Source organism: Paenibacillus sp. RRE4 (assembly GCF_031844205.1).
In the GTDB taxonomy this organism is placed as follows: Bacteria; Bacillota; Bacilli; order Paenibacillales; family Paenibacillaceae; genus Paenibacillus; species Paenibacillus xylanexedens_B.
The window spans coordinates 36,753-62,936 of the sequence record NZ_JAUZUT010000012.1; the positions used below are offsets into that span (position 1 = coordinate 36,753).

The 26,184-nt window shown below is 47.5% G+C and carries 22 protein-coding genes and 1 pseudogene; 19 read left to right on the forward strand and 4 right to left on the reverse strand.

Annotated elements, in window-relative coordinates:
- Nucleotides 1–92: 92 nt before the first annotated feature.
- From Q9R46_RS25975 to Q9R46_RS26005, 7 genes are all read left to right on the forward strand, one after another.
- Complete coding sequence (locus Q9R46_RS25975; RefSeq protein ID WP_311282321.1) at nucleotides 93–1,262, forward strand: response regulator; 1,170 nt, start codon at nucleotides 93–95, stop codon at nucleotides 1,260–1,262.
- 186 nt (nucleotides 1,263–1,448) lie between these two features.
- A complete protein-coding gene (locus tag Q9R46_RS25980; RefSeq protein ID WP_311282322.1) occupies nucleotides 1,449–2,807 on the forward strand; it encodes a cryptochrome/photolyase family protein in 1,359 nt (452 codons plus the stop codon).
- 633 nt (nucleotides 2,808–3,440) lie between these two features.
- Nucleotides 3,441–4,613, forward strand: a complete 1,173-nt coding sequence (locus Q9R46_RS25985; RefSeq protein ID WP_145333680.1) for an acyltransferase — start codon at nucleotides 3,441–3,443, stop codon at nucleotides 4,611–4,613.
- A gap of 453 nt (nucleotides 4,614–5,066) precedes the next feature.
- Nucleotides 5,067–5,216 carry a hypothetical protein gene (locus Q9R46_RS25990; protein WP_186331745.1) on the forward strand — a complete coding sequence of 50 codons (150 nt, stop codon included), beginning with the start codon at nucleotides 5,067–5,069 and terminating at the stop codon, nucleotides 5,214–5,216.
- A 45-nt stretch (nucleotides 5,217–5,261) separates the two neighbouring features.
- The gene (locus Q9R46_RS28635) at nucleotides 5,262–6,500 is read left to right on the forward strand and encodes an HNH endonuclease (protein WP_397386422.1); all 1,239 of its coding nucleotides are present in this window, start codon (nucleotides 5,262–5,264) and stop codon (nucleotides 6,498–6,500) included.
- A gap of 191 nt (nucleotides 6,501–6,691) precedes the next feature.
- Entirely contained in the window at nucleotides 6,692–7,351 is a 660-nt protein-coding gene (locus Q9R46_RS26000) for a TVP38/TMEM64 family protein (protein ID WP_311282323.1), read from the forward strand.
- Nucleotides 7,352–7,380: 29 nt separating this feature from the next.
- Complete coding sequence (locus Q9R46_RS26005) at nucleotides 7,381–8,460, forward strand: DUF1835 domain-containing protein (protein ID WP_311282324.1); 1,080 nt, start codon at nucleotides 7,381–7,383, stop codon at nucleotides 8,458–8,460.
- Nucleotides 8,461–8,514: 54 nt separating this feature from the next.
- On the opposite strand, the gene Q9R46_RS26010 is transcribed toward Q9R46_RS26005, so the two are convergent.
- Nucleotides 8,515–9,042 carry a cupin domain-containing protein gene (locus Q9R46_RS26010; RefSeq protein WP_311282325.1) on the reverse strand — a complete coding sequence of 176 codons (528 nt, stop codon included), beginning with the start codon at nucleotides 9,040–9,042 and terminating at the stop codon, nucleotides 8,515–8,517.
- Between the two features lie 154 nt (nucleotides 9,043–9,196).
- On the opposite strand from Q9R46_RS26010, the gene Q9R46_RS26015 reads away from it, so the two are divergent.
- Nucleotides 9,197–10,198: an NAD-dependent epimerase/dehydratase family protein gene (locus tag Q9R46_RS26015; RefSeq protein ID WP_311282326.1), complete on the forward strand. Its 1,002-nt coding sequence runs from the start codon at nucleotides 9,197–9,199 to the stop codon at nucleotides 10,196–10,198.
- Nucleotides 10,199–10,391: 193 nt separating this feature from the next.
- On the opposite strand, the gene Q9R46_RS26020 is transcribed toward Q9R46_RS26015, so the two are convergent.
- Nucleotides 10,392–10,568 carry a CsbD family protein gene (locus Q9R46_RS26020; RefSeq protein WP_090921556.1) on the reverse strand — a complete coding sequence of 59 codons (177 nt, stop codon included), beginning with the start codon at nucleotides 10,566–10,568 and terminating at the stop codon, nucleotides 10,392–10,394.
- A gap of 735 nt (nucleotides 10,569–11,303) precedes the next feature.
- Here Q9R46_RS26020 and Q9R46_RS26025 point away from each other — a divergent pair.
- The 9 genes from Q9R46_RS26025 to Q9R46_RS26065 all read left to right on the forward strand — a co-directional run bounded on the left by Q9R46_RS26025 (nucleotide 11,304) and on the right by Q9R46_RS26065 (nucleotide 20,702).
- Nucleotides 11,304–11,741, forward strand: a complete 438-nt coding sequence (locus tag Q9R46_RS26025) for a DUF1641 domain-containing protein (protein ID WP_145413953.1) — start codon at nucleotides 11,304–11,306, stop codon at nucleotides 11,739–11,741.
- Nucleotides 11,742–11,766: 25 nt separating this feature from the next.
- Nucleotides 11,767–12,948, forward strand: a complete 1,182-nt coding sequence (locus Q9R46_RS26030; protein WP_145333676.1) for an NAD(P)/FAD-dependent oxidoreductase — start codon at nucleotides 11,767–11,769, stop codon at nucleotides 12,946–12,948.
- Nucleotides 12,949–13,361: 413 nt separating this feature from the next.
- Nucleotides 13,362–14,006 (forward strand): SDR family oxidoreductase, encoded by a 645-nt coding sequence (locus tag Q9R46_RS26035; RefSeq protein ID WP_311282327.1) that lies wholly within the window; start codon nucleotides 13,362–13,364, stop codon nucleotides 14,004–14,006.
- Nucleotides 14,007–14,058: 52 nt separating this feature from the next.
- Nucleotides 14,059–14,811 carry a response regulator transcription factor gene (locus tag Q9R46_RS26040; protein WP_311282328.1) on the forward strand — a complete coding sequence of 251 codons (753 nt, stop codon included), beginning with the start codon at nucleotides 14,059–14,061 and terminating at the stop codon, nucleotides 14,809–14,811.
- Nucleotides 14,808–16,193: a sensor histidine kinase gene (locus tag Q9R46_RS26045; protein ID WP_311282329.1), complete on the forward strand. Its 1,386-nt coding sequence runs from the start codon at nucleotides 14,808–14,810 to the stop codon at nucleotides 16,191–16,193. The genes Q9R46_RS26040 and Q9R46_RS26045 overlap by 4 nt, the downstream gene beginning before the upstream one ends.
- 105 nt (nucleotides 16,194–16,298) lie before the next feature.
- The gene (locus Q9R46_RS26050) at nucleotides 16,299–17,129 is read left to right on the forward strand and encodes a PepSY domain-containing protein (RefSeq protein ID WP_311282330.1); all 831 of its coding nucleotides are present in this window, start codon (nucleotides 16,299–16,301) and stop codon (nucleotides 17,127–17,129) included.
- A gap of 241 nt (nucleotides 17,130–17,370) precedes the next feature.
- Nucleotides 17,371–18,000: a PepSY domain-containing protein gene (locus tag Q9R46_RS26055; protein ID WP_186331747.1), complete on the forward strand. Its 630-nt coding sequence runs from the start codon at nucleotides 17,371–17,373 to the stop codon at nucleotides 17,998–18,000.
- A 235-nt stretch (nucleotides 18,001–18,235) separates the two neighbouring features.
- Nucleotides 18,236–19,033 carry an ABC transporter ATP-binding protein gene (locus tag Q9R46_RS26060; protein ID WP_145333830.1) on the forward strand — a complete coding sequence of 266 codons (798 nt, stop codon included), beginning with the start codon at nucleotides 18,236–18,238 and terminating at the stop codon, nucleotides 19,031–19,033.
- A 1-nt stretch (nucleotide 19,034) separates the two neighbouring features.
- Entirely contained in the window at nucleotides 19,035–20,702 is a 1,668-nt protein-coding gene (locus Q9R46_RS26065; RefSeq protein ID WP_145333670.1) for a hypothetical protein, read from the forward strand.
- 1,011 nt (nucleotides 20,703–21,713) lie between these two features.
- Here Q9R46_RS26065 and Q9R46_RS26070 read toward each other — a convergent pair.
- Together Q9R46_RS26070 and Q9R46_RS26075 are read right to left on the reverse strand one after the other, a co-directional pair.
- Nucleotides 21,714–22,877 (reverse strand): Glu/Leu/Phe/Val dehydrogenase family protein, encoded by a 1,164-nt coding sequence (locus Q9R46_RS26070; RefSeq protein ID WP_311282347.1) that lies wholly within the window; start codon nucleotides 22,875–22,877, stop codon nucleotides 21,714–21,716.
- 27 nt (nucleotides 22,878–22,904) lie between these two features.
- Nucleotides 22,905–23,153: pseudogene (locus tag Q9R46_RS26075) on the reverse strand (Glu/Leu/Phe/Val dehydrogenase dimerization domain-containing protein); the annotation flags it as partial.
- Nucleotides 23,154–23,585: 432 nt separating this feature from the next.
- Between Q9R46_RS26075 and Q9R46_RS26080 the strand changes: the two are divergent.
- The gene (locus Q9R46_RS26080) at nucleotides 23,586–24,101 is read left to right on the forward strand and encodes a DUF2179 domain-containing protein (RefSeq protein WP_145333669.1); all 516 of its coding nucleotides are present in this window, start codon (nucleotides 23,586–23,588) and stop codon (nucleotides 24,099–24,101) included.
- A gap of 315 nt (nucleotides 24,102–24,416) precedes the next feature.
- The gene (locus Q9R46_RS26085; RefSeq protein ID WP_311282331.1) at nucleotides 24,417–25,844 is read left to right on the forward strand and encodes a pectate lyase family protein; all 1,428 of its coding nucleotides are present in this window, start codon (nucleotides 24,417–24,419) and stop codon (nucleotides 25,842–25,844) included.
- The last annotated feature ends 340 nt before the right edge of the window (nucleotides 25,845–26,184 follow it).

The following is a 26,184-nucleotide window of genomic DNA, read 5'->3' on the forward strand; positions in this document are numbered from 1 at the left end:
ATGGATTGGGTAAGTATGGTTAACATGAATAAGCAAAAGCCGATATAGCGGCTATCCATATTAAATCTCTCATGGCAGGAGGTTGGGGAACGTTGAGAGCCATAGTCATTGATGATGAGAAGCCAGCGCAGCTTCATCTGCAGCGTCTGCTGCAGTCCGATGGAAGAATTAATCCTGTTCAATGTTTTTCAACAGCACGCGAAGGTATTCACTATTTGACCATCGATCGTGTGGATGTTGTATTTCTGGATATTGGTATGCCAGAGGTTAATGGTCTGGAAGCGGCTGAATATATACAGCAACTCGATTCAAGCATTCGAATCATATTTGTAACCGCGTATGCGGACCATGCGGTGGAGGCATTTGAGTTGCATGCTCTGGACTATGTATTAAAACCGGTCAGTTCTGCCAGACTTAGCAAGACCATTGATCGTATTGCAGGTACGATGTCTTATCACGCTCAGACAGCAGCGGCGATGGAGGTGCAGGAATCGGAACCTGAAGCCGAAGCCGGGGAATTGGAATTCAAAGCACCCGGTTTGTTGACTTTTAAACATCTGGATATATTCAGAAGTATGGATCATAGCGACGAGAAGCATAAATGGCGAACCACCAAATCACAGGAGTTATTTGCATTTTTGTTTCATCACCGGGAAGAGTGGGTAAGCAAGGAGGTTCTGCTTGATAAGCTTTGGGCCGATGTATCTCAGGATAAAGGGCTGACACTGCTACATACTTCTGTCTATCAGATTCGTAAATTATTGAAGGAATGGAACATGACAGGCAAGCTGGAGTACAATATGAATCGTTATCGTCTGCTGACAGGTAACTTGGTGAGCGATATTGAACAATTTGAGCAGGCCTTGTCCTATGAAGCGGTTACTTCGGATAATGTGAATCAGCTGAGACAGATTGCCCTGCTCTATCGCGGCGATTATCTGGAGGAGCATGACTATGATTGGGCCAGATCCAAGAGCAGGGAGCTTCGCCGTAAGTATATGGGACTTGTCATGGATATCGCTCATTGGGAGATGGCGCATGAGCGGGGAGAGCAGGCAATCGAGCTATTAATTGAATTGCAGGAGCGTGAGCCTTATTCGGAAGAAATCTGCCGGTTAATGATGGAAGTCTATGCTTCCATGGATGATCAACAAGGCATATTGCGACTGTATCATTCCTTTACATTGACCTTGAAAGAGGATCTGGGTCATCAGCCCGAGCCTGAAACGAGCAAACTCTACGAAAGTCTGACCAAACCATAGATATTAGGTCGTGTCTGAAAACGCTGAAGAACGCAGGTTTTGCTGAATTTTCGTTCCAAGCAAGGAAGTTTCTGCAGGCGTGCCGGGGCATGTCAAGGAAAACTGACGCAGCAGGGGGCGAAAAGGCGGTGAAAGATGCACTTCAGCAGGTTTCAAGACACGCCCTAGGCAGAAGGGGTGTAGCGCGTGAAATTATTCATACACCGCAAAGATCTGCGTACAGATGATTTAAGCGCTTTGGATTATTTGCGTGAGCAGGAAGAAGAGAGCCTGCATGTGTTGATCTATGATCCATTCCTGCTCCGGCAAGGCCGGGAGAAGGAGCATAGCGGTGCAAACTTCCTCCGTCATGCTGCGGCACTGGGCAGAAAGTATACGAAAGCGAAACGGCAACTGCAAGTAGCTTACGGTAAACCCGCTGAAGTGGTGGATTGGTTACTGAGCCACATGGAGGGTAAGATCAGTGAGATTGTCGTCCATCGGGATATGACGCCATATGCGATGGAACGGGATCGGGAGATACGTAAAGTCTGTGAATCCTATGGGATCACATTCACCCAATTGACGGATCATTTGCTGATTGATCTGAAAGCCTTTGCCAGTTTCACAGGCAAATCAGAACCCTATAAAGTTTTTGCTGCCTTCCATCGACGCTGGGTTGAATTCATGAACGAACATCCTAATCCACCATCTGCAATCACGATTGCAGATGTAGACGTCTCTGAACGAAATGTGGATTGGCCGGAGGTTATGAAGGTTCCTGGTGCTTTGTTGGAGAATTCGGATGAGGCAGGAGATGGAGAAGAGGACCCGCATATGTTGCTGGATCGTTTTCTGGCCGAACGGGTGGCGGATTACGGGGATCATCGGGATGAGTTCGAGGCCTATGAGCCAAGTCATCTCAGCTCTTATGTATCTGTGGGGGCAGTATCTATTCGCAAGATGTATGATGCTGCACAGCGTATCTCCGAAGCTGGGGAGTGGATCAGACAGCTCTGTTTCCGCGATTTCTACTTGTACAGGGCAGTTTATGAGCAGGATTACTTTACGTATGAAAAAGTGTATGATCTCTCTGTTCTTCAAGATACTCATTTCGAACGTTGGTGCAAAGCGGAAACGGGCATCCCGATTATCGATGCCGCGATGACAGAACTGAACGAGACCGGGCATATGCCCAATCGGCTCCGCATTCTGACAGCGATGTTTTTGACCAAAAACCTTCAGTGTCCGTTCACGCTAGGTGAAGCATACTTCAGAAGAAAGCTGAAAGATTATGATAACATCCAGAACCGGGGGAACTGGCTGTGGTGCGCATCACTGGGTGAAAATGCTGCGCCATATTTCCGTGTGAATAATCCGGTTACACAGTCGGAGAAGTACGATGCTCAGGGCGACTATATTCGCAAGTGGCTACCCGAGTTGAAGGACTTGCATAGCAAGGAGATTCATCAACCACGCAAGGATGCGATCGTAGATCTGAAAGTTTCCAGACAGGTAGCCATTGACCTGTACAAGCAGATTCTGGCGAGCCGGGAGAAAAACTAAATTTTGATAGGATGATGAAGGCAGGGAGGCGACTCCTTGTCTTTTGTTTTATATATCAGGACATGTGCGACATATAATTACAAATTTTGTGATTTTTATAGTATAAGATAGAGGTAGAACAGAAAACATGGCATTGTCAATTCCATTGTTGAACGAAGGGATGAGGTGTATGAAACCAATACAATCGGCAGAGTTGGTCGGTAAAGAGGCCGCCACAATGATCGGTCTGAGATGGGAGGGAACGTTCGCTTAGTCAGGGGCTGAGGTATTCGCAAGGTGCAGACCGAATTTAAGCGTCGCCTGCATGAAATCAAGAATATGATGCAACCGGATGAGCTATTGGGTTTGTCGTATCATACAGGATTCCAATGATCATGAACCTGAGTTTAACATTTTTGTACCGGTAAACAAAAAAAAGTTAGAGTAATGACACAACAAGCCGCAGGCCGCGTCATAGCGGTCTTTTTGACATGTGTGACAATGTGAATAGTATAAAAACTTCTTGGAAATTAAAGAAAAATTAAGGAATTGGACTACACATGTTAAGCGATATGCTTTTTAATAGATAGAGAGCTTCATGGACTAAGTCATATTTAACATATTGACGAATACATAAAGGAGAACCTCTATATCATGAGTCAAACACTGAAAAGAGAACGAATCCCGGAGTTAAATCTCGTACGGGCTGTGGCGATTATCGGTGTGCTATTTGTACATTCCACCTCCAATGCTACGCTGGAAATGACCAATTCCAGTTACTATTGGTTGTACAACTTTGTTAATATTTTCATGAAATATGGTACACCAACCTTTATTTTTTTGAGCAGCTTTGTGCTGTTCTATAATTATTACACCCGTCCGCTAGACAAGAAATTAGTCACGAATTTTTACAAGAAGCGCTTTGTCTACATTTTGTTGCCTTACTTCCTGTTTTCGATTATGTATTTTGTTGTGCAGCATTACCTGTATTACCAGGGACGCCCGTTTAATGAGTCGTTGATTACTTTTATTGAAAGGCTGTTTACAGGCAAAGCCTACACGCATCTATATTTTGTCTTTATTAATATGCAATTTTATCTCATCTTCCCACTCGTGCTATGGCTATTGAAAAAACATCCTTCTGTTGTAAAGTGGTCTATCCCGATCGGACTTTTTATTCAATGGGCCTTCATCGTCAGTAATAAATACGGGTTCCAGGTGCCAAACAAAGGAAGCTGGGCTTTCTCTTATTTCTCCTATTTCATGCTTGGAGCTTTTATGGGGGTGTATTTCCCGCAGATCAAACAATGGTTTGTGATCAGCCGGGCGAATGCAACTAAAGTGCGCGTAGCTTCATGGATTGTGCTGTGGGTTGTGTGGATCACGGCGGGACTTGCTCACGTCTATATTTATTATTTGCTACGGTTGAAAATTGCGACCTATAACACGTTATGGTATGAGCTTTTCTGGAATGTGCATACCTTTGCCTGTGCGCTGGTCATTATCCAGATTGCATACTTGCTCTATCGCAAAGGTCCTGCACTAATCGTCAAACCACTAAATCGACTGGGTGCATTATCCTTTGGCATTTATCTGATCCATCCGTTTTTCCTTCTGTTTTATCGTGAGCATCCACCCCAAACGGGGGTATCCTGGTTGATTCATCTGTGGTACGCCGCCGGATTTGGTATTGCACTGATCGCTTCATGGATTGTGGTCGGGCTGGCGGCACGATTCCTGCCACATGCCTGGATTATCTTCGGTAATCTGCCCAAACCGAAGCCACGTCTTGTACCGCAACAACATTCGGGGCAAGTGGATGTTTGATCTTGAAGTCAGATCATACCTGATTAAAAGCCATTTTCCGGTTCAGCCTTAGGTTGAGCTTGAGAATGGCTTTTTGTTGTGCTGAAGTGATTCGGGGGTTCTGCAGATACTATGGGTGTGTATCGTGGGAACGAATGTTTCTTTTTCAGAATACAAGGGTAATCATAAGGCGGAACGATAATAACTACTATGATAAGTTGAACTATTTATTTACACAGAAACGGAGAGGACAGAAAAAATCTGGAAAAGCGAAGCGGTCGGCTAAAAGCTTTCTGCAAGAAAGCTACATCGGAAGCATAAGCTTATCATCGGATTTGTCCCTTTAGAAAAGGGAATCAAAAAAATCCGGGGATAACAGTGATGGGAAGGTTATTCTGTCTTCGCAGTGCTCCGTGTAAACAGCTTTAGTTCAACTTATAGAAAACTTCGAGAACAGGATCAAGGTGATCATACATGACAAGATGTGAACAATGCGGGAAACCGATGCAAGATATATTGGAATATGTGGAGCACATTCTCCACGAATGCAGTGAGCAGGCAACTGAATTTAAGTCGGAAGAGTACAAGGCTTACGGCTATGAGGGTGTTCGCGAGCAGTTGTGATACAATAGAAAGAAACCGGATTCATTCGGAACCGAGGTGACAACCATGGAGACAGGATCAGCCGCTTTCCGCGAAGGGAAGACAGAACACGAAACGCGACAAACCAAGACATGCATGTATTGCGGAGAGCGACGGCCTGCGTCGGAGTTTCGGCGTAGAACGGGAAGGCGTGCGAGTTCGGGAGCCAGGCGCGGAGCTTGTCGCCGTTGTCGTCAACTCGGTGTACGAGAACAACGTATGGCCGAAACAGCTCAATCCGTAAAGTCTGAACAGCGTCGAAATGCGATGGACAACACCCTTCGGGAAGACATGGCTTCATCTCCGGTGAAGAACGAACGGGAACAGGAACGGAGCAAGCGTATTGGCTCAATGCAATCAGCCACTGGAGATGAACCGGGCCGTGATCTGGTCAACCGGGTAGATTCAGATGAATTAGCAAGTCCGGTATCTTCTGAATCTGGTACTGTGCGGATCGGCCAGACGGAGAAGGATGGTACGATTGCTTCGGTTAGTGCTACGCCCAGCCAGCGGAAAAAGCGCCGAAGACGGCGGAAAAAGAAGCCGTCAGAGATGATAAATGCGCATGCCTCTGCTCAGGCAGAGAGCGAGAGTAAGGCATCCACCGATCTGCATGCGGTGGATGGTAGGCTGCCGGGCGGGGAGCGTCCGCCCGGGGATGTGCATTCGCCAGGCGTAGCCGCTGCGAATGGCAAGGCCAATGCGGCGGCGAAGGCACAGCCAGCCGCCGCCGGGCGCGAGCCATCGCATGCCAGCCGCAGTCACGGGGCTGGCATGGATGGCCGTCCGCGGCGTCATCACGCGCCGCCGGCAGCGATTGACCCGGAAGATCCGGCTTCGCTCCGGACCAACCGTCAGGGCATGGTGCGCATGCGCGGCAAAACGGACAAAGGACGCCGCTGGCATCAGGAAGTGGATATGGAACTTGCCGTTACACTGGTGAAGGAAAAAGCTGCCGTTGTGATTAATCGGTATACCATTCGCCGATTGTTCAGCAATAAGGATTTCAAGCGGTTTATTCTGGAGCGTGACAAGTATACCTGTTACTTCTGCGGCTCCTATGGAGATACCATTGATCATCTTCTTCCACGGGCCAAAGGTGGACATACAACACCGCTCAATTGTGTATGTGCCTGCAATCTGTGTAATCAATCCAAAGCGGCGATGGATGCCGACGAGTTCATGCGCTCGGGCATTCCAGAGTGGAATGCAGCCCATCAGGCAGAACTACTCGCGCTGGAGATACAGGAAACGGGATTGGAATAAGCGATAGACAAGCTATGCTCCTGAAGATTCAGGAGAGTTCATATGTAGAGCACACCTTGGTGAATGATCAGGGTGTGCTTTTTTGGCTTGTGCCCCAATTCGAATATTTCTTCAAATTGACAACGATGCGACATCCGAATGTACGTTATACTTGATAAATGAACTAGATCGAATAGATTGGATGGATGCGGATGACACCAGCGGCACTTGATATTATGTCATACATCACGGAAGAAAATATTCGGTTCTGGCTGGAGAAGTTTCGTTCTCTCGGTCCATTGCCGGGCATTTTGCTTACGTTTATGAAGTCTTTTGTACCACCGCTTCCAACGTTATTAATTGTGGGTGTGAACGGAGCGGTGTACGGGTTGTGGGCAGGGTTTTTGTACTCCTGGATCGGCATGGTGCTTGGCTGTACCGTGACCTTTCTGATCGTGCGAGAGATCGGGAAGTCTGCATTTGTGGAAAAGTGGGCACGCAAACCGCGTGTGCAGCGCAGTATGGTATGGATTCGCAGAAACGCATTCAGTTATGTATTCCTGCTTAGCATTTTTCCCGTGGGGCCATTTGTCATAATTAATGTGGCTGCAGGTATCGCCCGTATGCGATTGTTATCCTTCCTGCTCGCGGTGGGGCTCGGTAAAGGGATTATGATTTTCTCTGTAACGTATATTGGTTCAAATGTAGAGCAGTTTCTGGAGCATCCGGTACGCTGGATCGGCGTCGTGTTGTTCATTGCGGTATCCCTGTGGGCGAGCCGAAAATTGGAACGTCACTTCACCCGGTTTAACCCTGATCAAGATGAACGACATCCGATACATCAGGCTTCGGAAAAATCGATTTCCTCATAAACACCACTCAAATCTGAGGAGGCTCCTGCATGATACAAAGTGTCTTTGATTTTGATAACGAATTACATCAGATGAATGAGGATGAGTTAAGAGCATTGTTACGTGAGCTTTACCTGCGGACAGACATGGCACGGAGTGACAAGCTTAAAGACACAGATAATATGTCGTTTGCAGAGAGGCAACACCAGTTGTTCAGCCGATTGCACCAGGAGCGGAAGCTTAGACAAGAGGGACTTCCATGGCCAGATTTGCAAAATATAAAGGAGATCCATATCGCTATTGGGGAATCCCCTCTGGGAAGTGTCAAAGTGGCCATGGGGAAGTTCCCCAATCGGGAACATAGACATTTCTTTTCTCTAAATGATCATTATGCTGTTGGTCCTTTGGGTGATTTGACGGATGCATTGGTGTTGCAACGTAGACATCTGTGGTTGGCGGAGAAACTTTACCTGACGGAGCATGGGCAGTATCTTCTGCAAGGTTTGGAGCAGTTGAAGCGTATAGGGCTATTGATCAATTCAATTGCTGAAGAAACCCGGATCATTATCTGGTATGCGAATAATGCTCATGAACGAACCGGCCTGTTATATGTACTTCATCTGCTACGCCATCGTCGTCGAAGTCCAATTCAATTAATCGATACCACGAAACTGTTTCAAGCATTTGATGATGCCGAATCTGAACGGGATCTTTTCCGTTTGGGCGAGTCGATGCCTGATCAATTGGCCTCCATGTGGAAGAAAAGTATGCATGTCCAGCCGTTATCTTCAGAGCAGCGGAGCGTTATGGAACAAGAGTGGCTCGACTTGGCTACACAGCCAGGAACTTTGAGACTGATGAAAGATCATGTAGTCCACAGCGTCTCTGAGGACAGTCTGGATGAGTTCATTTTGGAGCAGGTGAAAAAACTTTCTGCTGAACGGGAATCCGGCGAATTCATCAATGCCGCACGAATCGTGGGAGAGGTGCTCGGAAATCTGTCTCAAGCTGTCGGAGACTCATTTATTGAGTACCGGGTGCGTCAGCTTGTACTTCAGGGCAAACTTGATATGGAGGGCAGCCCGCGTGCCATGCGCTTCTATCGTGTTCGAATAGCAGGGGAAATGTAGCTCCATTCGGAAAATCCTCCCCCTGCTTATATGGTTTTCATTACGACAACAAACTCAAACCCTGTGATTGAACCACAGCTTGGTTAAAGGTCCGCCTTTCCCATACACCGGGTCTGTGTCCGGTACAGGAACGTCTAGAATTTCTTGCAACACCTCAGGCCGCTCCCCTGGTTTGCCTGTACGAGTGTTGTAACGCATACCTTCAGGATAAGCTCCCGCGATCCGAAAATCAGGACTGGCTTCCAGACGTTTATGGCCGGTTCCGGCAGGCAATACAACCACGTCCCCACTCTCCAGATAGACCTTCTTTCCGTTCTCACCGCCGATAATTAACTTAACAAATCCGCTCATTACCGCAAGCGCCTCGTGTGCATCGCTGTGATAATGATGATAATCATATACACCGTTGATCCAGCTATTGCCCCATCCGTTCCGGTTCATGCCGGATTCGGCAAGGGTAGGTTCGGTACGCCAGACTCCTTTGTACAGAAGTACTGGCAGATGCGGATGATTCGGAATGACTCCGTCGTCTTGAAATTTCATGGACTGGATATCGCTATAATCTTGCCTTGGATCTCTCATTTTGCTTCACCTCTTTCCATCTATTAACCTTTCAGGGAATAAAGGAATAAAAAATATTTGTAAAATGATACAAATTGTATCATTTTCAGGTTATACTCGATACAGACATTCTCTTTAAAGCGCCCGATGAAAAAAATGAGTAGGGGGAAGATGTGTGAACATTGTGGTTACAGGAGCTTCCGGATTTGTTGGATTTAATCTTTCACAGTTTTTGGCGCAAAAGGGACATCAGGTCACTATGCTCGATCAGGATGACTACTGTCAGAGACTTGTTCACCGCTCTCCATTGCACGACATGCCATTCATCAAGTGTAACCTTGCTAAAGACAATATTCATTTGCCCCCTAACACAGATTACATTATTCATCTCGCCGCCATGCCTCACGTCGACTATTCATATCATCAGCCTGCAGAGGTATTTCGCAATAATACTCTCAGTACACAAGCTATCCTGCAATATGCTACCGATCACGACATTTCTTTTTTACTCGCTTCGTCCGTTGAAGTGTATGGTGGCGAATGGGGCAGAGTGTACAACGAATCAGACCCTTATGCGCCTGTCTCCCCTTATTCTGCCTCGAAAGTCGCTTGCGAGACACTAGCCCAGTCCTACGCTCAATGCTATCAACTTCCGGTGAAAACATTCCGTCTGACCAATTTATACGGACCATGGCAACTTCCTGATCGCATTATTCCGCGTAACTTCGGGCGCATGCTGGATGGATTGCCGCTGGATATTCAGGGATCAGCTGTACGTGATTTCCTGTATATCGATGATGCGCTTCGAGCGATCGAGCAGATTATGACCCATGGCCAAGATGGACAGACCTATAACATCTCTACCGGTATTGGAACGACAATGCAAGAGATCGGGATGTTACTGGAACCTCTCGATCGATCAGCAACAGCGAAGGAGATCAGGGAACTGGAGCCTACGCAATCCAGAGGTTCCAGCTTGGTTGTACACTCCGGCAAGTTGCGCGCATCGTTTGGCTGGTATCCCCAGACTTCACTGGAGCAGGGCCTGGAGAGGACATTCCAATGGTACCAGGAGCATGCCGACTGGGTTAGACTATTCAACCGGGAGTACCATACAACACGTACAAGTCGTAGCTTTATCATTGATATGGCACGGTATTCCGTACCAGCGTTATAAAAACAAAAAAAGCCAGGGAAGGGTGGTTGTTCGGCACCTTCCTTGGCTTTTTTTGCGCCCCCGTCATCAGATTCAGATGTTCAGCGTATCCGAACGAATTGAGCCCAAACTTCGACGGTCAGGCTGGCTTGCCACTCTTGCGATCTTCACACAAGGTGCGTAAAGACGATCCAAGAATGCAAACCAGAATACATTATTCGTGATGTTTTTTCACATCGGCCACTTTATCTTGAACGGCCCCTTTGGCCTTATCCATTTTACCCTCAGCCTGAAGGGACTTGTTGTTCGTCGCGTTACCGATCTGATCCTTCACTTCGCCTTTGGCCTTATTAATGCCTGCTTTAATTTTATCGCCAGTTGAATTACTCATATCGAACATCTCCTTCGTTGTCTGGTGTAGTCCTTATTAACCGGGCTGAGGATAATTTAAACGTTCACGATTACAAGAGATTTGAGAAGGGGTTCTAAACTGAAGTTGTGAGCGCACCTATCTAGTGTGGAAATTTTGCATTCTCTTCCGAGAAGGTCCATACTTGCTTGAGTAAGATGTTTGAATGGGGAGAATAAGGCTGGGGCTGTCGCTGCATAATAACCAAAGTGACCAAATTCGTTGCATGAACGCTAGATTTTTGGAAATCCATTCCTGAAAAAACGTTCAACATGCACTTTCATATGTGCTTTTCGTACATATGGTTTGTTGTGATCATGTCTTAATACCACATATGGTAGCTTGTGGCGTTTGGCAAAGAAATATGACCCGTCGAGACAAGCCAACACTCCTTGACAAAAAAATCGATTTTGTTACAATGTTCACAATATCTTCACAAGTGTAAAAAATTTCTTTTTCATGTTCATGTGTAAGAGGTGTAATATAAGGGTATAGAGTTCGATTTCGGCCTGCTTGTCGTTTTGTGCGTCAACATACGTTGTGCGCAACAGACCCAACATACCATGCATGCGTGAGAGTCGTCTTTTTGGATGCTCTTATCCTAATGTGTGAAATTTGGTACATTTAGTGTATTGATGTATTTGTGGTTCGGCTCAGCTTGACAGGCATCATGAAAGTCGCGGACTTCTATCCCAAAGTAAAGGAGGACTTTCTCTTATGTCACAATCGCCTACTCAACAAGAGGTGCCAGTAACAGAAGGCGCAGAGCGCCAGTCCCTGGACGTACTGGATCAACTGATGAAGCCCGAGGTACAGGAGTCTTTAACTGTATTGGTGGAGAACCTGCCTAAATTGGCTGAAATGGTTACTGCAATGACGAAAGCTTACGACTTCGCACAAGGTATCGCTACGGACAAAGTTCTGATCAGCGACACGATGAGTGCAATGGGCGAGTTCGCTAAACCTGTTGTAGACAAAGCCAAAGGTGTTGCTTCTGCTGCCATCGAGGCAAATGACCGTGCGCAAGCCGAACAATCTTCGGTTGGCCTGTTCGCTATGCTCAAAATGCTTAAAGATCCAAACGTACAACAAACGCTTCGTTTTGCTCAATCTTTCCTGAGCGTCCTGAACGAGCGTGGGCAATCGAAACGTTAAGACTTAGAAAGAACGGAGGATGGATATGTCGAAGCAAATTTTGATCTTGGGTGGAGGATACGGCGGTCTGTTGACTGCGCTGACTGCGCGTCAATACTTGACTCCGGAAGAAGCGACAATTACTGTCGTGAACCGTTACCCTACACACCAAATTATTACGGAACTGCACCGTCTTGCAGCAGGAAGCATTTCTGAGCAAGCTGTTGCTCTCCCGCTTGAAAAATTGCTGCGCGGTAAAGATGTCAACCTGAAAATCGATACGGTGGATACAATCAAGCCGGACGAGAAAAAAGTTCTCATGACTAGCGGCTCCACTTACTCTTACGATGCACTCGTTGTTGCTCTGGGTAGCGAAACAGCTTACTTCGGAATTCCGGGACTGCAGGAATACAGCTTCACGCTGAAATCCGTTAGTGATGCAAACCGTATTCGTGCGCATGTTGAAGCACGTCTGGATGCATACAAGCAATCCGGCAACAAAGCAGACGCTACATTTGTTATCGGTGGCGGCGGTTTGACAGGTATCGAGCTTGTCGGCGAATTCGTTGATCTTCTTCCAGGTGTATGTAAAGAAAAAGGTATCGATTTCAACGATATCTCCCTCTACACGGTTGAAGCAGGTCCTTCCATCCTGGCAGGTTTCCCGCCAGAGCTGGTTGATCGTGCAAAATCCAGTCTCGAAAAACGCGGCGTAAACTTCATTGTTGGCGTAGCGATTACAGAGATGAAAGAAAACGAAGTTATGCTGAAAGACGGCAGCTCCATCCCTACAAACACACTGGTATGGACAGGTGGCGTACAAGGTAATGCAGTTGTTGCCAACAGTGGAATCGAAGTGGATCGCGGCCGTGCAAAAGTAACGGAAGTGCTGCAATCCACATCTCACAAAGACGTGTTTGTTGCTGGTGACAGCGCAGTGGTCTTCCCTAGCGAAGGTGCTCGTCCGTACCCTCCAACAGCACAACTGGCTTGGCAAATGGGTGAAACCATCGGTCACAACCTGGGCGTAATGTTCAAAGGTGGCGCAATGGAATCCTTCTCGCCAATCTTCTCCGGTACGCTGGGAAGTCTGGGTCGTAAAGACGCTGTCGGCATGATCGGTGGCAACCAGACTCGTCTGAAAGGTCTGCCTGCAACCATGATGAAAGAAGCAAGTAACATCCGTTACCTGTCCCACATCCATGGCTTGTTCGCACTGGCTTATTAATCTATAACACTAACGTTAAAGGGCGCCCATCGGGCGTCCTTTTTTGTTATGCAGTCGTTACCTAACGTAAACTCAAAGAGGCGAAGACGGGAGCTTTACAGGTATGAACGCAGGGATTTATACAGATATTAAACGGAACGTTAGTAACCGATAGGAGCCCGGGTTCCCTTTATCATGAGCAGGACAGTACGTGCTCGCTTTCCAAACAATTCTGTTAGTATACCGTATTACGATACATATCACAGAGCCAAGATGTGGAGCGTCGAGCGACTCAGCTAGCGCTTAAAAGCAGCCGCTTTCGTTTAAAAGATAAGGTGAGGCTTTTACATTAAAAGTCTATAAGATAAACAAAATTATAGCAGACAGGGAGCATTGTTATTGCTCTTTTGCACAACCTGAGAGGAGAATGAACAATGAACGTACTGGTGATTGGAGCAAATGGACAGATTGGTAAACACCTGGTGGAACAGCTGTCGCAGGAAGGCAAACATCAGGTTACGGCCATGATTCGCAAGCCGGAGCAGGCAGATGCACTGAAGGAACTTGGTGCACAGGTTGTCATGGGTGATCTGGAGGGTACCGTGGATGAGCTTGCCGAAGCGATGAAAGATCAGAATGCCATCGTGTTTACAGCTGGTTCAGGCGGCTCAACTGGTCCGGACAAAACATTGTTAATTGACCTGGACGGTGCAGTGAAAACGATGGAGGCCGCAGAGAAACAGGGTATTTCCAGATATATTCTGGTCAGCGCCTATGGGGCCGATCAGCGGAGTAAATGGCCGGAAGAGATCAAACCGTATTATGTGGCAAAGCATTTTGCGGATCGTGCATTGTTTGCCAGTGATCTGAACTATACCATTATCCGTCCCGGAGGTCTGAAAAATGAACCGGGAACCGGCAAAGTGGCTGTGGGTACTGACCTGAAACCGGGTAGCATTGCTCGTGAAGATGTGGCACGTGTCATCGCAGCCTCCTTGCAGGAAGAGAAGACGTATCGGATAGCCTTTGATCTGATAGCTGGAGAGCATGCCGTATCGGACGCTTTAGGCAAATTGTAAACAGATGTTGTAAACTAGCGGGAGAAGGATTGACGGGTGAGGGGGAATCAGCATGAATGAAGCTGTGCTGGTCATTGAAGATGAACCCAAGATTGCAAGGTTGCTTGAACTGGAATTGCAGTACGAAGGGTATCAGGTCACGAAAGCAGGCAGTGGAACAGAAGGGTTGGAAAAGTATAGCAAGGGGCAATGGGATTTGATTTTACTGGATATCATGTTGCCTGGTCTGAGTGGCATCGAGGTTTTGCGACGAATTCGAGCCAGGGATGCTGCTATCCCAATCCTTATGCTGACAGCGAAGGATTCAGTGGAGGATAAAGTGTCCGGTCTGGATCTTGGCGCCAACGACTATATCACGAAGCCTTTTCAGATTGAAGAGTTGCTGGCCCGAGTTCGTGCAGCATTGCGACTTGCTGCGGCTTCTTCTGCAAGGACATTGAATCATGCCCCGGAGCAGGAAACGGTGAATGAATCAGCAGTTCAGCAACAGGAAGCAGACACAGCGTGGTTAACTGCTGCTGATTTGAAACTGCATGAAGGGACGCGCGAGGTTTTTCGGGATGGACAAGCAATAGAGCTTACCCCTCGAGAGTTTGATCTGCTGGTGTATTTGCTACGCAACCAGCGTCAGGTGCTCAGTCGGGATCAGATCGTACAATCCGTGTGGGGATACGATTATTATGGGGATACCAATGTGGTGGACGTGTATATCCGTTATGTGCGCAAGAAGGTGGATAACGGATTCACGCCACCTCTAATACATACCGTAAGGGGCGTAGGATACGTCCTGAAGGAGCAATCATGAGCTTGCGCAGTAAAATCTACGGATATTCGTCGGTTTTATTTGCTGTGCTATTAATTGCGGCGAATCTTTCCGTTTATCTCGTATTTGAGCGAGTATCCATTAATAATGAGATTCGCCGAGTCGAAGCGGAAGCCGAGTCGATCGTCGCGGGAGTACGACAGTCCGCTGGCTCAATTCCGCCAGACGATCTGCTTCGGGCTTATGCGCCCGTGAACGGCATGCTACGCATTGTACATGAAGACGGTAGCAGTTCACCTGTGACTACAACGGGAGCATCCGAACAACTCAGCAAGTTGTCTTTTCAATATGAGAATGAGAAGAAAGCCGCGTATCTCCAGTTGGATCAGGTTGGTTATGTGTGGGTTTCCATGCCATTAATTTGGCCGGATGGAGAAGTCGTAAACTTGCAGGTTACCCAGAGTGTGGCAGAAACAGAGCAGGGGCTTGCTACCCTACGAACGGTATTAGTGATTGTCACCATTATTGCGCTGATTCCTGCGGTGGTCTCCAGCCGAATTTTGGCGAACCGCATGACAAGACCAATTCAGCAAATGACACGTACGATGAGTGATATTCAAGCGAGTGGACATTTTAAGCGGCTAACGCTGGAGGAAACCTCAAAGGACGAATTGAACACGATGGGCCAGACGTTCAATCGCATGATGGATCTGCTGGAGTCGAACTTCGAACGGCAGGAACGCTTTGTCTCGGATGCATCACATGAGCTAAAAACACCGCTGACGATCATTGAGAGTTATGCCAGTCTGCTCAAGCGCAGGGGGAAGGAGCGGCCTGAAGTATTCGATGAAGCGGTGGAAGCGATTCTGTCGGAATCGGTACGTATGCGTGAGTTAACGGAGCAGCTGTTGCTCCTGGCCAAGCAGCCGGAGCAATGGAATGTACAACTGGAGCGTATAGATATTGCGAAGCTGGCTGAGGGTTCTACGCGTGCATTCCGTGAAGCATATCACCGTGAAGTGCATTGTGACGTTTCGGGCCCCATCTGGGCGATCAGTGATGAGAGCAAGCTGAAGCAGCTACTGTTTATTTTGCTGGATAATGCACGGAAATATAGTGAAGATGCCATTGAAGTCAGACTGGAGAGCCAGGGCGAAAACTGCCTGATACGGATCGTGGATACAGGTATAGGTATGCGGCAGGAGGATCTGGCGAAAGTATTTGACCGTTTTTACCAGGTCGATGTCTCCAGAACCCGAAGCGGAAGTGCCAGCGGGTCTGGTCTCGGACTGTCGCTTGCCAAGGAGCTGGCAGGCGCTGTCGGAGCACAGATTGAGCTAACGAGTGCAGAGGGTGTTGGCACGGAGGCATGTATTATTTTACCGCGATCCAAATCGGATAGCCGAAGTAGCACACTCTCATGAAATTCTCATTCTTCTCTTCTATACTGATGACATACAAGGCTGGTAAATGGCGTTTCAACGTAAATACTCAGATAAGTTGTGGAAGAACGTGAGGAGGAAGTGCGTATGACAGAGCAGGAAAAGCGGCCTGAAATGATACGAAGTGAACATGAGCATAGGCTCGGAAATAAAAATATAAATAGAAGTCACAGAGGTATAGGATCACCAAAGGTACTGTGGTTGGGGGCCGGAACACTGGCTGTAATGCTCCTCGTAGCAGTGATATGGTGGAAACCTTGGGAACCAGCCCGTGAGCAGTTATCTGCTGATGCGGTTGCTCAATCTGTGCTGAATCAATATCCGGGGGAGATCGTTCATTCTACCCTGAAGGACGGTACGTATTCGATGCAGCTCCGTTCGGAGACCGGTTTATACGATGTGCAGGCCGATGCATTCACGGCGACCGTTCAATCCATCAAACGTCTGGAATCGAGTCCGCAGGCTGAAGAGAAGACGTTATGGAGCCGTGAGCAGATGAAGGCGGAGTTACTGAAGCAAAGAGCCGGGGAGCATCTTGTGTCGCTGGAACTGGTTGAACAACAGGGTAGTCCCGTGTACACCGCAGTGGTGGAAGCCAGGGATAACAGCCGCCAAGAACTGACGCTTGATCCATATACGGGCGAGATTATTTCCTCCAAAGCGATCAAGCCATCTCCGCCATCAGCAACGGGAGGAACGGATAAAGAGCCACAGTTTCTAAATGAGAAGCAGGCCGAGCAGAAGGCGCTTGCGAGAGTTCCCGGCGAAGTGGATGATGTGGAACTACGTGGCACGAACAGTGGCAATCCGTATTACCTGGTTGAGATCGATCTGGAAGACGGGCGGGAGGCGACGGTGCAGGTGAATGCGATCTCGGGTGCCATACGTTCGGTAACTTGGGATAAGGACGACGATTAGGAATTTCTATAAGGATCTATGTATTGATAAGTGATGGTCCCCTGAAAGGATATTTCTTACATTGAAGTAATCGTGTCCATACTCATTGTAGTTCAATTTACGTTATTTTCTGAAAAGGGGTAAGAATACTCTCCTCATTTTCTCATCAAATTCTAATCTTTCTCTCTCTAATCTCTCATTCGCCCAGGTTATTCTAAATATGTAGACGAGAACGAGAACAATAACAAGGAGATGAATGATGATGATGAACAAACATAAACTTTGGATTGGAAGCTTGTCGGCAGCGGTGTTGCTTGGTGGATCAGCGGTCGCGGCTAGCGGCAATATGAACGGGCAACCGGCGCCACAAGTACAATCTCAAACGACACAATCCACGAGTGCGAACCAGAACAACACAGGTAAACTGCTGACCGTATCCCAAGCTAAATCCATAGCGCTGAAAGCAGTGGAAGGCAAAGTGGATGATGTGGATCTGGAGCGTAGAAACGGTCAAACCTTCTATGAAGTCGAGATCGACAGAAAAGGTAACCCTGATGTGACAGTTAGGTTGGACGCTTATACGGGTAAAGTTTTGGCCGTTGTTAATGATGATGACTACGATGACGATGATGATTATCGGGATAATGGAACAGGTAACTCTTCAAGTACTTCTGTTTCCAATCAGGTGAAATTGACGGTTGCACAAGCTTCCAACATTGCACTGAAACAAGTGACTGGTGGCAAAGTAACGAAGGTTGAGCTGGATCGTGACAATGGTCGTTATGTCTACGAGATTGAGCTGAGAACAGCTCAAGGTGAGGCAGACGTGGATATCGACGCGAACACAGGTAAGGTGTTGTCGTTTGATCAGGATTTTGATGACGAGGATTAATTGATAAATTGCAACGAAGTGTGGAATGGATGGAATTGATTTTCGACTAGGATCACTGTTTGTAGTATATACAGCTTAGACCGATCATATTAGCAGAAAGACGCTTTGAATGAAGCGTCTTTTTTTGTTGTACTTTATAGAGTTCATAGATCCCCTAATCCAAACTGTGGTAAACTAGTAGAATTGTAGAAATAGTATAGACAAGGAGCTGGATAACGAAGTGGCTGGTGAACAAATGAGATCGGAAACGACTGGAGAACAAGTACTGTCAATTGAAGGCTTACGTATGCGGTATAACGGGCGTTATGTATTAAACGGCATCGATCTGGAAGTGAATCGTGGGGAGATGATCGGATACATCGGGCCCAATGGAGCTGGCAAGAGTACAACGGTCAAAATTTTGCTTGGATTAGTGGAAGGTTATGTAGGTAACGTTCGTATTTTTGGACAGGATATCGCTGGCGGCGATGTGGAATATAAGCGTAGAATCGGGTATGTGCCGGAAGTGGCAGAACTGTATGAACAATTAACTCCGGCGGAGTATTTAACGTTTACGGGAGAGTTATATGGCTTGTCTTATGAAGATGCGGATTACAAAGCAAAGCTGTTGATGGATTGTTTTGGACTGGAAAAATCATATCATTCCCGCATTGCCTCCTTCTCAAAGGGGATGCGTCAGAAAGTGCTGTTAATCTCGGCTCTGCTGCATGATCCTGATCTGTTATTCCTGGATGAACCGCTGAGCGGGTTGGATGCCAATAGTGTGATGGTAGTGAAAGAGATTTTGTCACAGTTGTCCGCAAAAGGCACAACCATCTTCTATTCGTCACACATTATGGATGTGGTGGAGAAGATCAGTAGCCGGATTATATTGATTGCCGAGGGGCGTGTCGTGGCAGACGGTACGTTCAAGCAACTTCAGCAGCAATCGATGGAAGGGTCACTGGAGGAAGTGTTTAATCAATTGACAGGCTTTAATGAACATAAGGCGATTGCTGAGCGCTTTGTGTCCATTGTGCAGGAGGTGAACTAATATGGCGGAACCCTCCGATTTTCGTACGCTCCAGATTATGGATCGTTTTCGGCCGATTATCACCAAGACGGGTGCTGATTATGACGTGCTACGCCTCATTTTACGGGTGAAGTTCCAGATGGATCAGCGCAGAGTGCCTACGATTATGGCCGGAAGGTCAAAGAGTAAGGAGAACAAAGAAGGTAACCAGTATGTTCGTTCTCTCTGGCTGTATGCCTTGATGGGAGCAATCATGGTTCCCTTTGTCGTCTGGAATACAGGGCAATTCATGCTTCAGATGGGCATTCTGTTTGGCGTGCTGATGTTTATGATTATGACGTCGATGATTTCCGATTTTTCATCGGTGCTTCTGGACATCCGGGATCGCAATATTATTCTGACCAAACCCGTCAATGCGCGAACCGTGGGAATGGCCCGAGCTATTCATGCGGGGGTCTATCTGGTGCTGCTGACAGGTTCAGTGACGGCTGCGCCGCTCATTGCCGGATTGGTTACGCACGGAATTGGTTTCTTCCTGATCTTTCTGTTTCAGATTATTCTGATTAGCATACTGATCTTGGTGACCACATCCCTCATCTATCTCTTCATGATGAAGTTTCTGGATGGGGAGAAGTTGAAAGACATGATCAATATGGTGCAGATATTGCTTTCCGTGGGGATCGCAATTGGATATCAGTTTGTCGTTCGTTCCTTCGATATGATTGATTTTAAAGTAGCTTTTACGCCGGAATGGTGGCAACTGCTCTTACCTCCGCTATGGTATGCTGCTGCATACGAATGGTTATTCGCAGGTCATGGCGGGGGGTGGATCTATACGTTAACAGCGCTTGCTGTTGTTGTTCCGTTGGTTTGCCTGATTGTATATGTGAAGCTTATGCCATCCTTCGAGCTGTATTTGGAAAAAATGGCCCACTCCGGCCAGACATCCAGCCGCCGCCGGGGAAACTGGGATCGCATGCTTGCCAAGCTGTTCAGTCGCTCTACAGAGGAGCAAGCCTGCTTTCGTCTGTCAGCCAGCATGATGCGCAATGAGCGGGAGTTCAAGCTGAAAGTGTATCCTTCGCTAGGTTTTTCATTAGTAATGCCTTATATCTTTTGGTATACCGCTTTACAATCATCGACCTGGACGGAATTCAGGCAAAGTTCATTTATGTACACCTTATATATTATGCTGGTTCTTTTGGTAACGATCGTAATCATGCTGAAATATTCTGGTCAGTACAAGGCATCATGGATCTTTCGCGCCGCGCCAATGGCTAATGAAAATGTATTATATCGAGGCGCCCTGAAGGCATTTCTAAGCAACATATTCATACCTGTATTCCTGCTGAATGCGGTTGTGTTCACATGGACATTCGGACTTCGAATTTTGCCAGATATTGCGATTATTCTGCTCACAGCTACGGCTCTGATCCCGGTATCCGGGAAGTTTATGCTACAAAAGCCGCCGTTCTCCCAATCGTTCAGTGTGGCCCAGCAAAGTGACGGGTGGTATATTTTCGCTGCTTTACCTGTGTTCGCTTTACTGTGGGGTGCTCATGTCTTTTTCCGTTCTTTCTCCGGAGGTGTCTGGATGTACGGCGTGATCTTGATTGTGGCGAATGTGCTGCTGTGGACGCTGTTGTATCGTGTGAAGAAACCAGTGGTCAAGTCGTCTGTAGTCGTTTGAGCTGGAGTCTGCCGAGGAGCTTTCCAGGGTTCTTACTCTGGTTGAACTTGCTGAAGGCATAAGTTGTGTAATTCGATGTAGTGAGTCTAAGCAAGATTGATGGAAGTGAGTATATATTTTCGCCCCGTGAGCGGCTTGCAATTAACCGCACGCGGGGCTCTGTTACATAACAAGGGTGGTTAATCAGGGGAAGAAGTAAGGGATGGAGTAAGGTTTAAAATAAAGTGCATGAAGTATAGGGTAGAAATGAAGAAATGAAGTAAAGGTAGAAATGAAGAAATGAAATAAATGATATAAAGGAAGAAATGAAATAAGTAAGCAAACAAAGTAATTGAACTGGATGAAGAAATGAAGCGAACAAAGAAAACGGAGTAAACAGCGTAATTGAAGTAGGTGAACCGAGTGAAACAGGTACAGTGAGTAACCCGATACGCGGTAAATCGGATAAGTAAATCATACAAGTAGGCCAGTGTGCAGTAGTGATTGAAACAAGTAACCTGACGAGTAGTAGAGGGGGATAAGTAACTCAAACAAGTAATCCAGGTGCAATAGATGGATAAGTAACTCAACAAGTAACTCTAGGTGTGATTCTAACGATCTCAGAAGAGCTTATTTGGGTGAAAAGTGGCCCTTGGGAATTCTAACGATCACCAGGAAGCTTATTTCTGCAAAAGAGGATGTTTTAGGCCGAAAAAGAGCTGAATTTTGCAAAATAGCGTGTCTGGTGATCGTTAGCTTGGGGCAACATGCAAAATGGGCCAAACAACGTCTCCTGTGATCGTTAGAGTGTGGTGACAACTAACTGGTGGTGCAGATGTTAGTGTAATGCAGATGCAGATACAGATACAAATACAGATATAGGTGCATGTGCATGTGCAGGTGTAGATGTAAGTGTAAGAGCTCGTGGGGAACTGTTTAGAATAAAGAGCTCTGCGAATCTCCGGATAAAATGCTAATCAGTACTCGCCTCATCTATGAAAGACAGACACGTTTAAGTGTGACTTATTGGGCCTAGTCGGTCTGGCCTGATTCGAGAATAGCCTCGGCCAGACGATCGGCTGCATCTGCTGTGAAGATTCCAGATTGCGCAGCCTCTGCGTATACCTTGCTGAGCGTGCCTGCTATCCCCGCCACTTTCTGGCGGATCTGGTCAGGCCCAGCTCCCTGCAGTTCGCAGGCGGTGCTGATAATGCCGCCTGCGCTCAGCACGTAGTCAGGCGCGTACAGAATGCCACGCGCCTGCATGCGGCCAGCAACCAGCTGTCGTTCACTCAGCTGGTTGTTGGCCGCCCCGGCGACAATGGAGCAGCGAAGCTCCTCCACGGTCGCCGGGGTGATCACGCCCCCTAGGGCACAGGGGGCGAACACCTTGCAGTCAGCGGCGTGAACACGGGCCGGATCGGCCGAGATGGCGCCGCTGAACTGCACAAGGGCACGTTGTACACGTTCCGGTACAACGTCTGCCACGGTCAGCCGTGCCCCGGCTGCATGCAGGTAACGGCACAGGGCATACCCGACCTTGCCCAGTCCCTGGACGGCAATGGGAATGCCCTGCAGATCGGCTACGCCCTGGTGACGCAGAGAGGTGACAATGCCGATGTACACGCCGTAGGCGGTCATGTCGGCAGTGAAGTCATCCTGTGCGCCAAGGGATCCCGTGGTATCCGTCACATATGCCGTCTCCACCCGGATCTGGTCCATGTCTGCCGCCGTTGTGCCCAGATCCAAACCTGTCACGAAGCGACCGTGTAATCGCTCCAGAAACCGCCCCAGTGCCCGAAACTGAGAGGCACGAATGTCTTTATTCTTCGCTGGATCTGCCAGCCCTTCGCCAAACGCACCGTCCAATGAAGCGTCTACTGATGTCACGCCAGGCGATTCCCTCTTTGCTGATTCCGCAGACATTCGGCCTCGTGTTTCGTCTTTTGAAGTCTCCTCTACCACCCCGTTGAAAGCTTCGTCTGCTTCGTCCATCCCTGAGTTTACCAGCATCTTGCCCAGCGCAATACTCTTCGATGAGTCCGCTAGCGCTTCTGCAGACGTGTCTCCCTTAGCCGAGTCCAGCAGTACCTCATCAAGCATATCGCCTTCATGCGAGACTATCAGCACGCTATCAAGCATATTGCTCTTCACGGAGTCCACCAGTCCTCCGTCGTTCCGTTCCCCCGCCTTCATCTGCTCCGAAGCACCGGTCACATCCCAGACAACAGCTTTACCACCGCCATAGGGCAAACCTGCCATGGCATTTTTGTAAGTCATGCCTTTGGCCAGCTTTATCGCATCCCGGATTGCTTCTTCTTTGGATGCATAGGCCCAGTAGCGGCATCCACCCAGAGCCGGGCCAAGAGTTGTGTTATGAATGGCAATGATTGCTTGAAGTCCGCTGGAGGAATCGTGGCAAAAAACAAGCTTTTCCATACCTTCCTGCTCCATTTCCCGCCATATTTCCATGGAACACTCCTCCTTTGAAGTTCATCCGTCCTGTACTCACCAAAGGCAAATGATTTCCTTATAAAACCTTCATCCCGTCTATATTTTGCGCTCGAACATTTCTCTTGCATGGGCTCGAAAAGGATAAGGAATCACCCTAAATCCAATGTGCTTCATACATCATATTCACGCTACCGTTATTACGCCCCTGGGACCTTCGCCGGGTTGAACATCGATACAAACGGTCTTATAATGGCAGTTCCGGCATACTGAAAATTTACATGAAGCCGTTTAAGAAGAGGGCATAACGTCCAATGATGGAGATAGAGGAATATGATGGACCGCATGAGCTTAGATTGTTAAATGCATTTCCAATGAACTAGAAGTGTTCGCTTTGCAGCACGTAACAAAGGCCCCGATTCATCGAAAAGGTCTAGGAAAGAGGGATCGTCATTGCTTAAAATTTTGTTATTTATCTTTTTGATTCAGATTGTATATGTATCGGCCTACACCCTTCGTATGATTCTGACACTTAAAGGACAGAAATACATCGCTGCCTTGATCAGTATGGGTGAGATTGTAATCTATGTGCTGGGCTTGAATCTGGTACTGAGCTATTTGACCCAGCCATCCGCGCTGATTGTATACGCCGTGGGATACGGGCTTGGAGTACTGCTTGGAGCATGGATTGAGGAGAAGATTGCACTTGGATATGTTACCGTGAAAGTGATTTGCAACCAGATGGACGGCAATGTTGCCAATGCGCTTCGGGACAAGGGGTATGGTGTTACCGCTTGGGTAGGTAGCGGACGTGACGGAGATCGGCTGGTCATGGAGATTTTGGCGAAACGTAAAAACCAGAAGTTGCTCTACCAGACCATTTTGGCTCTTGATCCCAAAGCTTTTGTCATTACCGTGGAGCCCAAACAGTTCCATGGCGGCTTCTGGACACGTTCAATCAAAAAGTAAAATCGGGCAGGTCTGCACTAGATGCGGTCCTGTCTTTTTTTATTTCACTTATCTATACACGTGTTATTCCCTTCGCCGATTTCTCATTCCACCCTCAAATCCCGTTATACAAGTTAAGTTGATACGATGCGAGGTTGTTTCGGGTACCATTTGCATCCTGTCAGCCGTTCTCACAGGAATGTGAAATCAGGATTATTGTTGTAATCGCTTCCATGATTTACATTGTGAATATGTCACTTGCGACATGACATGCCGCAGAGGGACAGGAAGGACAACTCATCATTCAACATTATACTATCGGGAGGAATCAATTCGATGAAAAAAACAGTACGAAGCTTATGCAGCACGGCTCTGGCCCTCACGCTGGGGTTCACCTTATTATCCGGACCTGCGAGTGTGCAGGCAGCAGGCAATGCGGATTACAACCTGACCGGTTTCTCCCAAGGCAACACGGGCGGTGGAATCATTAGTGAGTCAAACACATCCGCGTATAAAAAAGTGTATAATGCCACCGACCTGGCGCTGGCTCTGAAAAAGAACTCCGGTGTCAAAGTCGTTGAAATTATGAACGACCTCAATTTAGGATGGAACGAGATTCCAAGCGCGGCACAGACTTCGCCTTTCGCGAAGCATAACGATGCACTGACACATCCGGTATTGAAGCAGACGGGTGTCAGCAAAATTACGGTGGACGGCTTCAACGGACTAACCATTTTCTCGGCTAATGGCTCCAAGATCAAACACGCTGCCATCACGGTGAAACGAAGCTCTAACGTGATTATTCGTAACCTGGAATTCGATGAGCTGTGGGAATGGGATGAATCCACCAAAGGGGATTATGACAAAAACGATTGGGATTACATCACTTTGGAGGACAGTAGCGGCGTGTGGATCGATCACTGCACGTTTAACAAAGCCTATGACGGACTTGTCGATTCGAAAAAAGGAACCAGCGGTGTAACCATCTCCTGGTCCACTTTCAAAGGGGATGACGGTAGTGCGAACAGCTGGGTTACCCGTCAGATCAATGAACTGGAAGCCAATAAATCTTCCTATCCAATGTATAACCATCTGCGTAGCAGTGCGGTCGGTTTAAGCAAAGAAGATATCATTGCCATCGCTGGGCCGCAGAAAAAAGGGCATCTCGTCGGTGCGACCAGTCTAGAGTCGGCTAACGCTAACCTGTCGATTACCCTGCATCATAACCTGTATAAAGACATTCAGGACCGCATGCCGCGTCTGCGTGGCGGTAATGCCCATGCCTATAACATCATCATGGATGCTTCGGGTGCCCGTTCAGCTCAAGCGCGTATTACTAACGCTATGGCCACAGCCATTGCATCTAAAGGCTACAAATTTGGGATTACCAGCAATGGCGCTATCTCTACCGAAAGTGGCGCTGTGTTGGTTGAAAAATCAGTAATCAAGGATGTACAGTACCCTGTACGCAACAATCAGACCGATCCGACCAACGCCACATATACCGGTAAAATCAGCGTGCTCGATACGATGTACTCTCTGGACGGAAGCTCCTTCCGTGGTAATAGTGATACGGCAGGTAGTCCACTTGCACCTGTTCCGGCCGTAATTAAACCGTTCTCCTGGAATGGATTCTCATCTCTTCCTTATACGTATACAACGGACGATCCATCTACACTGAATGCACGTCTCACTGCTTCCAACGGTGCAGGAGCAGGAAAGTTAACTTGGTCTAAAGACAACTGGTTGAAGACAAGCTACTGATTCTATACTGCAGTGCGATCCTGTATCGTAAGTTGCTATATGATCAAGGTGAATAAGGTTAGACTTTAAGCGAGAATGAAAATGCACAGCAGCATGGAATATTTGAATTCAAACATAAGCTGTTCCGCGAGTAAGAAGCGGAACAGCTTATTGTTTTTTTTAGAACGTATCCCGGCTGGAGATATTATATCTAGTGAAGCTTTCTCAACGAGCAAAGATGGCTTTCTTCAAAGATTTAATAGGTATACATATTATGTCGATTTTTGTTGACAAAAGGCGGTCTCCTGCCTATTCTTAATGAATGAATATGAGAATCATTATCAAGCATATAGAAAAGGGG